Source organism: Amycolatopsis sp. NPDC051128 (assembly GCF_040682715.1).
Taxonomy (GTDB): Bacteria; Actinomycetota; Actinomycetes; order Mycobacteriales; family Pseudonocardiaceae; genus Amycolatopsis.
Window position 1 is genome coordinate 1 of record NZ_JBFBBN010000040.1, and the last position, 12,421, is coordinate 12,421.

At 71.0% G+C, this 12,421-nt stretch carries 8 protein-coding genes; 2 read left to right on the forward strand and 6 right to left on the reverse strand.

Annotation, left to right across the window (positions count from 1 at the left end):
* Window positions 1–137: 137 nt before the first annotated feature.
* The gene (locus AB0M82_RS32165) at window positions 138–1,529 is read right to left on the reverse strand and encodes a class II 3-deoxy-7-phosphoheptulonate synthase (RefSeq protein ID WP_364729968.1); all 1,392 of its coding nucleotides are present in this window, start codon (window positions 1,527–1,529) and stop codon (window positions 138–140) included.
* 24 nt (window positions 1,530–1,553) lie between these two features.
* Between AB0M82_RS32165 and AB0M82_RS32170 the strand changes: the two genes are divergently transcribed.
* Entirely contained in the window at window positions 1,554–2,150 is a 597-nt protein-coding gene (locus AB0M82_RS32170) for a hypothetical protein (RefSeq protein ID WP_364729971.1), read from the forward strand.
* Between the two features lie 9 nt (window positions 2,151–2,159).
* Here AB0M82_RS32170 and AB0M82_RS32175 read toward each other — a convergent pair whose 3' ends face one another.
* From AB0M82_RS32175 to gltB, 5 genes are all read right to left on the reverse strand, one after another.
* Window positions 2,160–2,483, reverse strand: a complete 324-nt coding sequence (locus AB0M82_RS32175; protein ID WP_364729974.1) for a hypothetical protein — start codon at window positions 2,481–2,483, stop codon at window positions 2,160–2,162.
* Between the two features lie 15 nt (window positions 2,484–2,498).
* The gene (locus AB0M82_RS32180; RefSeq protein ID WP_364729976.1) at window positions 2,499–3,908 is read right to left on the reverse strand and encodes an alpha/beta hydrolase; all 1,410 of its coding nucleotides are present in this window, start codon (window positions 3,906–3,908) and stop codon (window positions 2,499–2,501) included.
* 81 nt (window positions 3,909–3,989) lie between these two features.
* Window positions 3,990–4,877 (reverse strand): peptidase, encoded by an 888-nt coding sequence (locus tag AB0M82_RS32185; RefSeq protein WP_364729979.1) that lies wholly within the window; start codon window positions 4,875–4,877, stop codon window positions 3,990–3,992.
* Window positions 4,878–5,050: 173 nt separating this feature from the next.
* Window positions 5,051–6,559: a glutamate synthase subunit beta gene (locus tag AB0M82_RS32190; protein ID WP_364729982.1), complete on the reverse strand. Its 1,509-nt coding sequence runs from the start codon at window positions 6,557–6,559 to the stop codon at window positions 5,051–5,053.
* Window positions 6,552–11,105 carry a glutamate synthase large subunit gene (gene gltB, locus AB0M82_RS32195; RefSeq protein ID WP_364729985.1) on the reverse strand — a complete coding sequence of 1,518 codons (4,554 nt, stop codon included), beginning with the start codon at window positions 11,103–11,105 and terminating at the stop codon, window positions 6,552–6,554. The genes AB0M82_RS32190 and gltB overlap by 8 nt, the downstream gene beginning before the upstream one ends.
* A 313-nt stretch (window positions 11,106–11,418) precedes the next feature.
* Here gltB and AB0M82_RS32200 point away from each other — a divergent pair, with 313 nt between their 5' ends.
* Window positions 11,419–12,207 carry an SDR family oxidoreductase gene (locus AB0M82_RS32200; RefSeq protein ID WP_364729988.1) on the forward strand — a complete coding sequence of 263 codons (789 nt, stop codon included), beginning with the start codon at window positions 11,419–11,421 and terminating at the stop codon, window positions 12,205–12,207.
* Window positions 12,208–12,421 lie beyond the last annotated feature (214 nt).

Here is a 12,421-nt window from a genome sequence, read left to right on the forward strand (position 1 = left end):
CAGGTTGAGGTGGCCGGTACCCGCCGCGGCCGGCGCGCTGGTGGCCCAGACGATCCCGGGCGACACGGAGCGGCTCATCGCGGCTTCGCCTCCAGCGCTGGACGCACCGAACGCCACATTGGGGCGCATGAGAGCTGTCAGCCGCGGAGCATCTCCGCCACCAGGAACGCCAGCTCCAGCGACTGCTGCGTGTTCAGCCGCGGGTCGCAGGCCGTCTCGTAGCGGCCCGAGAGGTCGATGTCCGAGATCTCCTGGGCGCCGCCCAGGCACTCCGTGACGTCCTCGCCGGTCAGCTCCACGTGGATGCCGCCCGGGTAGGTGCCCAGCTTGTTGTGGACCTCGAAGAAGCCCTGGACCTCGTCGACGATGCGGTCGAAGTGGCGGGTCTTGTACCCCGTGGACGCCTCGTGCGTGTTGCCGTGCATCGGGTCGCACTGCCAGATGACCTTGTGCCCGGACGCTTCGACCTTCTCCACGATCGCCGGCAGCACCTCGCGGACCTTGCCGTTGCCCATCCGCGAGATGAGCGTCAGCCGGCCCGGCTCGCTGCGCGGGTCGAGCCGCTCGACGTACTCCAGCGCCTGCTCGGGCGTGGTCGTCGGGCCGATCTTCAACCCGATCGGGTTAGCCAGCAGCTCGGCGAACGCGATGTGCGCGCCGTCCAGCTGGCGGGTGCGCTCGCCGATCCAGAGGAAGTGCGACGACAGGTTGTACAGCTTCGGGTTGGCGGCGTCGGCGTTGTCCAGCCGCAGCAGGGCGCGCTCGTAGTCGAGCAGCAACGCCTCGTGGCTGGCGAAGATCTCGGTCGAGTGCAGGGACGTGTCGGTGACGCCGCAGGCGGACATGAACCGCAGGCCGCGGTCGATCTCGCCGGCCAGCGCCTCGTAGCGCTCCGCGGCCGGGGACGCGGACACGAAGTCCTTGTTCCAGTCGTGCACCTGGTGCAGGTCGGCCATGCCGGTGGCGGTGAGCGCGCGGACCAGGTTCATCGCGGCGCCCGCGTTGGCGTAGGCGCGGATCATCCGGCCGGGGTCGGGCACGCGCAGCTCGGGCTTGGCGACCAGCGAGTTGATGATGTCGCCGCGGTACACCGGCAGGCCCAGCGCGTCGGTCGTGGCGGACCGCGGCTTCGCGTACTGGCCGGCGATGCGGCCGACCTTGACCACCGGCAGGCTCGCGCCGTAGGTCAGCACGACCGCCATCTGCAGCAGCGTGCGCAGGTTGGCCCGGATGTGCGGCTCGGTGTTCGACTCGAACGTCTCCGCGCAGTCACCGCCCTGCAGGAGGAAGGCCTCCCCGCGGGCGACCATCGCCAGCCGGTCCTGCAGCCGGTCGATCTCGGGGGGAACGGTGATCGGCGGCACGCTCTCGAGCACGCCCCGGACGCGGCGGGTCGCCTCCGGGTCCGGCCACTCCGGCTGCTGCGCGGCCGGGAGGGCGAGCGCCTGGTCGAGCCGCGCCCGCAGGCCCGGCGGCAACGGCGGCAGTTCGGGCAAGGTGTCGACGGGGACGTCCACGGTCCAGTTCACGCAGACCAGGATAAGGTTCGCGCTGTGTCGCGTTCCGCCCGGTGGGCCACCGAGCTGCTGGCCCCGTGGGTGTGGGTGCTCGCGCTGCCCCTCGCCGTCGCCTGGGCCGCCACCGGCCACCGGGTGCTCCCGGCGCTGGGCTGGGGCCTGCTGATCTCCGTCACCGGCTCGCTGATCCCGATGGCCGTGATCGTCCACGGCGCGAAACGGGGCAAGTGGGACGGCCACCACGTGACGAACCGGGCCGGGCGCCGGGTCCCGCTGCTGTTCGCCGGGGTGTCACTCGGCCTGGGGTTCGTCGCGCTGCTGGCCGGGGGCGCGCCCGCCCGGCTGGTCGCGCTGGCCGCGTCGATGCTGGCGAGCCTCGTGGTCGCGGTCGCCGTCACGTTCGGCGCGAAGTTCAAGATCTCCCTGCACGCCGCGGTCGCCTCGTCCGCCGTGGTGGTGCTGACGCTGACGTACGGCCCGTGGGCGCTGCTGCTCGCGGTGGCGGTCGCCTGGGTGGCGTGGTCGCGCGTCGAGCTGCGCGACCACACCACCCCCGAGGTGCTGGCCGGCCTGCTGATGGGCGTCGTCGTCGGCGGTGGCGCCTACTGGGTGCTCCTCACCGCGTTGAGCTGACCCCGGTGTTCAGCAGGGCCGCCCCGACGCGAACGTCGCGATCACGCGGACCTGCGAGAAGGCCGGCACGCGCACGAAGAAACCGCCGTACTTCTCTTCCGAATACAGGCACCAGGCGAACTGGCTGCCGTTCTGTTCGGTGAAAGCGGTGAACGGCGGGACGATCGACGGCTTCGGCGCCATCAGGCAGATCGACGTGCCCCCCGCCCCCAGCAGGGTGATGCTTTCCGGAACGCAGAACGCCTCAGACGGCGCGGACCGCGCGGTCGCCGGTGTGGCGAACAGGCCGGTCGCGGCGAGCGCGGCCGCGACGAGGAACGCGATTCTTTTCATGGTTTCTCCCCTTTTTCACTGCGATCGGCCAGATTGGCAGGAACCGTCCGCCGCGGGGAAGACCCCGTCACGCAGATAGCCCAGCACCACGGCGTTGCCGCAAGCGTTTTCCCGCGTGAAGACGCCGTGCCCGCCGGCGTCGACGGTGACCAGCCGCGCGCGCGCCCCGAACGCCGCCCGCGTCTCCCGCGCTCCCGAAAGCGGGGTCGCCGGGTCCCGCAGGTTCTGCACCAGCAGGACGTTCGCCGGGCCGGGGCCGCCCACGCGCACCGGCGGCTCCGCGCGTTCGACGGGCCAGAACGCGCACGGGTTCACGTTCGCCGCGGCCGGGCCGAACATCGGGTGCCGCGCCCGTTCGCGTTCGACCGCGCGCTGGTAGTAGCCGACCTGCTCGGGCCAGTCGGAGTCGTTGCAGAGCACCTGGAGCTGGAGCGCGGCGTGGTTGTCGCCGTCGAGCGGGCCCGCCGCGGCGCGCGCGGCGCCCGCCCAGTCCCGGGCCAGCGCGGAGAAGGACGCGTCGTCGTAGAGCCCGTTCCACGTGTTCGCCCGGAACTCCGGTCCGCGGACGGCGGCGAGCTCGAAGAACTTCGCCGTCACCGCCGCCGGGGTCGCACCGAGGTGGTGGACGTCGTCGCGTTCGGCCGCCCACGCGGCGAAGTCCGGGAACCGGTCGTCGAAGCCTTCGGCGAAGCGCTGGTTGGCGCGGGCGTCGAGGCCGTGCGGGCCGAGGACGCTGTCGAGCACGATCCGGTCGCCGCGGCCGGGGAACATCGACGCGTACGCGGCGCCGAGGTAGCTGCCGTACGAGACGCCGTAGTAGGAGATCTTCTTCTCCCCCAGCGCTTCCCGGATCCGGTCGAGGTCGCGGGCGGTGTTCGCGGTCGTCATGTGCGGCAGCAGGTCCTTTGTGGACGCACTGCCGCACTTCCCGGCCACGGCCCGCGCTTTCGCCGCGGTGGCGATGACGTCACGCGGCCCGTCCGCGTACGGGCCGAGGACCGCGCCACGCTCTTCCGACGTCGTCATGCCGCACGTCACCGGTGTGCTGTAGGCGGTGCCACGCGGGTCGAACCCGATGACGTCGTAGGCGTCCGGCAGGCCGGAACCGCCCATCCGCTGCAGCAGCTGGGCGGGCATCGCGAGCCCGGGGCTGCCCGGCCCGCCGGGGTTCATCAGCAGCACGCCGCGGCGTTTACCGGGGGTGCCGGCGTGCCGCGAGAGGGTCAGTTCGATCGTGCGGCCGCCGGGATCGGCGTAGTCGAGCGGCACGCGCAGGGTCGCGCAGTCGAGCCCGGCGGTCGGTGACGGCGACATGCCGTAGTCCGGGCAGGGTGCCGTCCACTTCAGGGACGGCGACGGCTCGGCGTGGGCCGGGGCGGCGGCGAGCAGCGGCAGGAAAGCCAGCAGGACCAGGGTTTTTCGCATGCCCCGAGCCTGGCCCGCTGGAGGCGCGCGGACGTCAGCCCAGGGGCCGGACCCGCGGGTCCTCCCCTGGGCTGACGGGACTCACGCGGCTTGCGCGCGGTTGTACAGGTTCTGCGCGTCGGCGCCGAAGTACGGTCCGAACATGTAGCCCGGCAGGAAGTTGTAGCCGAAGCTGTTCACCGAGGCCTGCACGCCGGTGCCGGTGCCCTCGTTGAACGACAGGAACCACGGCCCGCCGCTGGAGCCGCCGGTCATGTTGCAGCTCATGCCGTGGTCCTTGGTCAGCAGGAAGTCGGTGAACGTGCTGCCGCTGCAGTAGATCAGCTTCGTGCCGTCGTAGGGCGACGCGGCCGGGTAGCCGAAGGTGTACATGCTCTGGTTCTTCGGCTGGTTGAAGGCGATGCCCTGCGCGCCGACGACGTCGGTCAGCTTCTGGCCGTTCAGCGGGTTCACCACGGCCATGCCGACGTCGTAGTTGATGTCCTCACTGGCTTCCCACTGCGGCGTGGTGAGGGTGCTCTTCGCCGCCCACTGGCCGTAGGGGGCGTTGCCGTTGTTGTAGCCGGGGACGAACACCCACTGCGTGTGCCAGGTGCCCTGGTACTTCACGCAGTGCCCGGCGGTGACGACGACGCTGCCGTTGGTGCTGGTGACGGCGTCACCCGAGCACGACGCCTTCTGGCCGTTGAAGAGGAAGAACACGCGGCCGGCGGTCTGGGTGACCTTCCCGCCGCCGGTCCAGGCGCCCCCGCCGTTGGGGATGCTCTGGATGATCGCGCTCTGCCCGCGCGCGACGTCCTTCGGCGTGTACGCCGGGGCTTTCACGAGGTTGTCCATCGGGACGGCCGCCCGCATGGCGTCAGGCGTCCAGAACGGTTTCGGCGCGGCCTGGGCGGGCATGCCGACCAGGGCGAACGCGAGGGAGAGGACGGCGGTGACCACCGCGGCCCGGAGTTTCGTGTGCTTCAAGACGCCCCACCTTCAGCCGAAGTGAATCGTCGCAAAGGCGACACAACCCCTCGAAAGTAGTTGCCCGTGTACACACCGCACAGCCGCCGTCCGGCGTAACGCTCGGGAAAGCCGTGAATGGCACATTGAGGGACTTGAAGTCCCTCAATGTGCCATTCACGGACTTGGGCGGGTCAGACGACGGCCAGCGGGAGCGCCGTCGGGTGGACCGGAGCGGGGAGGTCCGACGCGCCGGTCAGGAACGCGTCGACCGCGTTGGCCACCGAACGGCCTTCCGCGATCGCCCACACCACCAGCGACGCGCCGCGGTGGGCGTCGCCGCAGACGAACACGCCCGGGGTCTCCGTCTGCCAGTCGGCGCCGCACGACAGCGTGCCCCGGCGGGTCAGGGAAAGCCCGAGGCCGTCCAGCAGCGGCATTTCCTCGACGCCTTCGAAGCCGATCGCCAGCAGCACCAGGCCGGCGGGCAGCGTCTCGACGTCGTCGCCGACCGGGATGACCTCGCGGCGGCCGGTCGCGGGGTCCTTCCGCACCTTCACGTGCTGCAGTTCGACGGCCTTGACGCGGCCGGCGTCGTCGCCGACGAACCGCTTGACCGCGACCGCGAACTTGCGCTCGCCCGCCTCCTCGTGCGCCGGGTAGGTGCGGAGGATGTACGGCCACGTCGGCCACGGCGAACGGTCGTCGTCGCGCGTCGTCGGCGGCATCGGGTACTGGTCGAGCTGCGTCACCGACAGCGCGCCCTGGCGGGTGGCGGTGCCGTAACAGTCGGCGCCGGTGTCACCGCCGCCGATGATGATCACGTGTTTGCCGTGCGCGTCGATCGACGGCGGGCCGTCGCCCTCGACGTACTTGTTGGCCGGCACCAGGTGTTCCATGGCCAGGTGGACGCCGGCCAGCTCGCGGCCCGGCGTCGTCGTGTCGTCGCGGCCACGCAGCGCGCCGACCGCGAGCACGACGGCGTCGTACTGCTCGCGCAGGTCCTCCACCGAAAGGTCGACGCCGACCTCGCAGCCGGTGACGAACCGGGTGCCCTCCTTGCGCAGCTGCGCGAGCCGCCGGTCGAGGACCTTCTTCTCCATCTTGAACTCGGGGATGCCGTAGCGCAGCAGCCCGCCGAGCCGGTCGTCGCGTTCGAACACGGTGACCTCGTGCCCCGCGCGGGTCAGCTGCTGGGCGGCGGCGAGCCCGGCCGGGCCGGAGCCGACCACGGCGACCCGCTGCCCGCTGGACACTTCGGACACCTGCGCCTGGACGTAGCCCGCTTCCCAGGACTGGTCGGCGATCGTCTGCTCGACGCGCTTGATCGACACCGGCCCGCCGGACAGCGGCGAGATGGACAGGACGCAGCCCGCCTCGCACGGCGCCGGGCACAGCTTCCCGGTGAACTCGGGGAAGTTGTTGGTGGCGTGCAGCCGGTCGCTCGCCGCGGCCCAGTCGCCGCGGCGGACCAGGTCGTTCCACTCCGGGATCAGGTTGCCCAGCGGGCAGCCGGAACCGCCGGAGTGGCAGAACGGGATGCCGCAGTCCATGCAGCGTGACGCCTGCTTGCGCACCTTGTCGTTGCGCTCGCCCGGGTCGACGTCCGCGTAGACCTCGCCCCAGGTGGCGAGACGCTCCTCTTTGGACTTCTTCTTCGGCTCTTCGCGTTCGTACTTCAGGAAACCGGTCGGGTCAGCCACGAGCGGCCTCCATGATCGCTTCGTCGACATCGCGGCCGGCGGCACGCGCCGCCTTAGCCGCGTCCAAGACCCGCTGGTAGTCGCGCGGCATCACCTTCGTGAAGGCCACCGAGCGGCGCGGCCAGTCGCCGAGCAGCGACGCGGCCACCGCGGAGCGGGTGAGATCGTAGTGCTGTTGCACGGTTTTCTTCAGCCAGGCCAGGTCGTCGGCCGTCGGGGCCAGCAGGTCCACCATGTCCTGGTTGACCTTCCGGCGGTCGACGTCGAGCACGAACGCGATGCCGCCGGACATGCCGGCCGCCAGGTTGCGCCCGGTCGGGCCGAGCACCACCGCGCGGCCGCCGGTCATGTACTCGAAGGCGTGGTCGCCGACGCCCTCGGCGACGACCGTGGCGCCGGAGTTGCGGACGCAGAAGCGTTCGCCGACCTGGCCGCGCAGGAAGATCTCGCCGCCGGTCGCGCCGTAGGCGATGGTGTTGCCCGCGATCGTCTGCGCCTCGGCGGCGAAGGACGCCTCCGGGTCGGGGCGGACGACGATCCGGCCGCCGGACAGGCCCTTGCCGACGTAGTCGTTCGCGTCGCCGACCATGTCGAGGGTGACGCCGCGCGGCAGGAACGCGCCGAGCGACTGGCCCGCGGACCCGGTGAGCAGCACGTGGATCGTGCCCTCCGGGAGGCCGTCGCCGCCGTAGCGGCGGGTGATCTCCGAGCCGAGCAGGGTGCCGACGGTCCGGTTCACGTTGCGCACCGGCAGTTCGAGCCGCACCGGGTGCGCGTCCTCCAGCGCCGCCTCGGCGAGCTGGATGAGCGTGCGGTCCAGCGCGTGCTCCAGGCCGTGGTCCTGGCCGCGGGTGCGTCGCTTCGCGCCGCCGTACGGGGTCTCCGACGGCACCTCGAAGATCGGCGCCAGGTTCAGCCCGGACGCCTTCCAGTGGTCGACGGCCTCGTCGGTGTTCAGCAGCTCGGCGTGGCCGATGGCCTCGTCGAGCGTGCGGAAGCCGAGCGCCGCCAGGGTTTCCCGGACCTCTTCGGCGACGAACTTGAAGAAGTTCACGACGTGCTCGACCTGGCCGGTGTAGCGCTTGCGGAGCTCGGGGCTCTGCGTGGCGACGCCGACCGGGCAGGTGTCGAGGTGGCAGACGCGCATCATGATGCAGCCCGCGACGACGAGGGGGGCCGTCGCGAAGCCGTACTCCTCGGCGCCGAGCAGCGCCGCGATGACGACGTCGCGCCCGGTCTTCATGGCGCCGTCCACCTGCACGGTGATGCGGTCGCGCAACCCGTTGAGCAGCAACGTCTGCTGGGTCTCGGCGAGGCCGATCTCCCACGGCGTGCCGGCGTGCTTGAGCGAGTTCATCGGCGACGCGCCGGTGCCGCCGTCGTGGCCGGAGATGAGCACGACGTCGGCGTGCGCCTTGGACACGCCGGCCGCGACCGTGCCGACGCCGAGCGAGGACACCAGCTTCACGTGGATGCGGGCGTGCTCGTTGGCGTTCTTGAGGTCGTGGATCAGCTGGGCAAGGTCCTCGATGGAATAGATGTCGTGGTGCGGCGGCGGGGAAATCAGCCCCACGCCCGGTGTCGAGTGCCGGGTCCGCGCGATCCACGGGTACACCTTGTTCGGCGGCAGCTGGCCGCCCTCGCCGGGCTTCGCGCCCTGCGCCATCTTGATCTGGATGTCGTCGGCGTTGACCAGGTACTCGCTGGTGACGCCGAACCGGCCCGAAGCGACCTGCTTGATCGCGCTGCGGCGTTCGGGGTCGTAGAGCCGCTCCGGGTCCTCGCCGCCCTCGCCGGTGTTGGACCGGCCGCCGATCCGGTTCATCGCGATGGCCAGGGTTTCGTGCGCCTCGGCCGAGATCGAGCCGTACGACATCGCGCCGGTGTTGAAGCGCTTGAAGATCGCCTCGGCGGGCTCGACCTCGTCGAGCGGCACCGGCTCGCGGACGCCGTCGCGGAAGGAGAACAGCCCGCGCAGCGTGCCGCCTTCGCGGTAGAGGCGGTGCACCTCTTCGGTGTACTTGCGGTAGACCTCGTCGCGGCCGGTCTTGGACGCGTGCTGCAGCAGGAACACCGTCTCCGGCGTGAACAGGTGCAGCTCGCCCTCGCGGCGGTAGGCGTACTCGCCGCCGGTCTCGAGCCCACGGTGGACGCGGTCGGTCGGGTTGTCCGGGTAGGCGCGGCGATGGCGCGTCGCGACCTCTTCGGCGAGCACCTCGAGGCCGACGCCGCCGAGCTTCGACGACGTCCCGGTGAAGTACTCGTCGAGCAGGTCCTGGCTCAGGCCGAGTGACTCGAAGACCTGGGCGGCGGTGTAGGCGCCGACCGTCGAGATGCCCATCTTGGACATGATCTTCAGGACGCCCTTGACCAGCGCGTACACGTAGTTGCGGATCGCCTTGGCGGGCTCGATGCCGGTGACCGCGCCCTGGCCGATCATGTCTTCGATGGTCTCGAAGGCCAGGTACGGGTTGACCGCGGCGGCGCCGTAGCCGAGCAGCAGCGCGATGTGGTGCACCTCGCGCGCGTCGCCGGACTCGACGACCAGCGCGACGCGCAGGCGTTCCTTGGTGCGGACCAGGTGGTGGTGCACCGCCGAGACCAGCAGCAGCGACGGGATCGGCGCCATCCGGTGGTCGGAGTCGCGGTCGGACAGCACGAGCGTGCGCGCGCCGGCCGCGATCGCCTCGGAGGCCTCCCGCCGGACCCGCTCGATGGCCGACGCCAGCGCCTCGGCGCCGCCGTCCGCTTCGTACAGTCCGGAAAGGACGCTGCAGGCGAAGCCGGGGAGGTCGCCGTCGTCGTTGATGTGGATGAGCTTGGCGAGCTCGTCGTTGTCGATGACCGGGTACGGCAGCTTCAGGTGGCGGCACGAGGCCGGCCCGGGGGCCAGGAGGTTGCGCTCCGGGCCCATGATCCGCGCCATGCAGGTGACGAGCTCTTCGCGGATCGCGTCCAGCGGCGGGTTGGTCACCTGGGCGAAGTTCTGCTTGAAGTAGTCGTAGAGCAGCCGGGACCGCTTCGACAGCACCGCGGGCGGGGTGTCGGTGCCCATCGAGCCGATCGGCTCGGCGCCGTTGGTGGCCATCGGCGCGAGCAGGATCTTCAGCTCTTCTTCGGTGTAGCCGAAGGAAAGCTGACGGCGCAGCACGGAGTCGTGGCTCTGCACGATGTGGTCGCGGTCGGGCAGCTCGGCGATCTTCAGCAGCCCGGCGTGCAGCCAGCCCTCGTACGGCAGGTCCTTGGCCAGCTCGGACTTGACCTCTTCGTCGTCCACGATCCGGCCGGCCTCGGTGTCGACCAGGAACATCTTGCCGGGCTTGAGCCTGCCCTTGGCGACGACGTCCTTCGGAGCGACGTCCAGGACGCCCGCCTCGCTGGCGAGGACGACGCGGTCGTCGGCCGTGCGCCACCAGCGCGCCGGGCGCAGGCCGTTGCGGTCCAGGACCGCCCCGACGAGGCTGCCGTCGGTGAAGGTGACGCACGCGGGGCCGTCCCACGGCTCCATCAGGCTGGCGTGGAACTGGTAGAACGCGCGGCGCTCGGGCTTCATGGTCGCGTGGTTCTCCCACGCTTCCGGGATCATCATCAGCACCGCGTGCGGCAGCGACCGGCCGCCCAGGTGCAGCAGTTCCAGGACCTCGTCGAAGGACGCGGAGTCCGACGCGTCCGGCGAGCAGATCGGGAACAGCCGGGACAGGTCGCCGGGGATGACGTCGGACTCCAGCAGCGCTTCGCGGGCCCGCATGCGGTTGCGGTTGCCGCGGATGGTGTTGATTTCCCCGTTGTGGGCGACGAACCGGAACGGGTGGGCCAGCGGCCACGACGGGAAGGTGTTGGTGGAGAAGCGGGAGTGCACCAGCGCGATGGCGCTTTCCAGCCGCTCGTCGCGCAGGTCGGCGAAGAACGCGGGCAGCTGCTCCGGCGTCACCATGCCCTTGTAGACGATCGTCCGCGAGGACAGCGACGGGAAATACGTGCCACAGCCGGAATTCGCGCTCTCGTGCTCGACGCGCTTGCGCAGGCAGAAGGCCAGCCGGTCGAGGGCGAGCCCCGACTTCCCTTCCGCCGTCACGAACAGCATCGCGAAGTGCGGCATGACCGAGCGGGCGGTCGGGCCGATGTCGGCGCGGACGGCGTCGACCGGGACCTCGCGCCAGCCGAGGACCTCCAGGCCCTCTTCGACGGCGATGCGTTCGGCGAGCCCGACGGCCTTGCGGCGCTGCTCGGCGTCTTCGGGGAGGAACGCGATGCCCGCGGCGTAGCGGTGGTGGCCGTGCTCATCCGGTCCGGGCAGCTCGAAGCCGGCCTCGGCGCGCAGCAGCGCGTCGGGCAGTTGCAGGAGGATGCCGGCGCCGTCGCCGCTGGTCGGCTCGGCGCCGGCGGCGCCGCGGTGGTCCAGGTTGGTCAGCGCGGCCAGGCCGTCGGTGACGATGCCGTGGGAGCGGCGCCCGCGGATGTCGGCCACCATGGCCACACCGCAGGAGTCCTGTTCGGTCTCCGGATCGTAGAGACCCTGCTTGCCGGGAATGGCGGAGAAGATCATGAAGGGACCTCCTTCGTCGTCTTGTCGTGCGGGGCCGGGCTACCGACCGGGGGAGCGCACGGGACGACGATGGCCCGCCTGTTAGCGCGACTTTAACACCTGGGAAACACGCCAGCATCCGTTCGGAGCGCACCGAACGGCGTCGGACGGTAACGATCTGGCTGCGCGGAACGACGTAGTTCCTGATGGGGTCCCGGTAGTTCGCGCCGCTAATTATACGGCCCGGAAACCTCCGTCAAGTCTAACGTGACATGGCCAACGCGGCGCGCCGGCGTTGTGTCGCGGGTCACTAGAACGTGTTACTGTTTCGCGCATGATCCTCGACCGGTTCCGGCTGTCCGGGCAGGTCGCGGTGGTCACCGGCGCTGGACGAGGGATCGGCGCGGCCACCGCCGTGGCCCTCGCCGAAGCAGGCGCCGACGTGGTCATCGCCTCCCGCACCGCCTCCCAGCTCTCAGAAGTCGCTTCGCAGGTTTCGGCCGCGGGCCGCCGGGCTTTCCCGGTCCCGGCCGACCTCGCCGACCCGGCCGCCGCCGCGGCGCTGGCCTCGGTGGCGATCGAGCAGTTCGGGCGGCTCGACCTGGTGGTCAACAACGTCGGCGGCACCTACCCCCGGCCGCTGCTGGAGACGACCCCCGAGTTCCTGGAGGAGGCGTTCCGCTTCAACGTCTCGACGGCGCACGCGCTGACGGTGGCGGCGGCACCGTCCCTGGTGAAGACGGGCGGCTCGGTCGTCAACATCTCGTCGGTGATGGGCCGGGTCAGCGGCCGCGGCTTCGCGGCGTACGGAACGGCGAAGGCGGCCCTAGCCCACTACACCCGCCTGGCGGCGGCGGACCTGGCGCCCCGGGTGCGGGTCAACGCGATCTCGGTGGGCTCGGTGGCGACGTCGGCGCTGGAGATCGTGGTCGGCAACCCGGAGCTGAAGGAGAAGATGGAGTCCGCGACCCCGTTGCACCGGATCGGCGAGGCGGAGGACATCGCGGCGACGGTGATCTTCCTGGCCTCCCGCGCGGGCGGCTACATCACGGGCAAGATCCTCGAAGTGGACGGCGGCCTCCAGACCCCGAACCTGGAGCTGGGCCTGCCCGACCTTTCGTGACCCGGAACTGTCGGTGCTCCCCGCTAGCGTGGAAAACGGGGGCTGCTCAGCGCGGTCCGGGCGCTGTCGACCGGCTCATGCGCCCCAATGTGGCATTGGTTGCGTCCAACGCACCCAATGTGGCGTTCGGTGCGTCGAATGACACTGCGGCGCGAAGCGCCTCCGTTGAGGGTGGCGGTGGGGGCATGGGAGGAGCACCCAACGCCACATTGGG

Bases quoted from the DNA above. Each gene is read 5' to 3' on its own strand.
- AB0M82_RS32175 (WP_364729974.1), bottom strand. From the start codon at position 2,483: ATGAAAAGAATCGCGTTCCTCGTCGCGGCCGCGCTCGCCGCGACCGGC.
- AB0M82_RS32180 (WP_364729976.1), bottom strand. From the start codon at position 3,908: ATGCGAAAAACCCTGGTCCTGCTGGCTTTCCTGCCGCTGCTCGCCGCC.
- gltB (WP_364729985.1), bottom strand. From the start codon at position 11,105: ATGATCTTCTCCGCCATTCCCGGCAAGCAGGGTCTCTACGATCCGGAG.
- AB0M82_RS32200 (WP_364729988.1), top strand. From the start codon at position 11,419: ATGATCCTCGACCGGTTCCGGCTGTCCGGGCAGGTCGCGGTGGTCACC.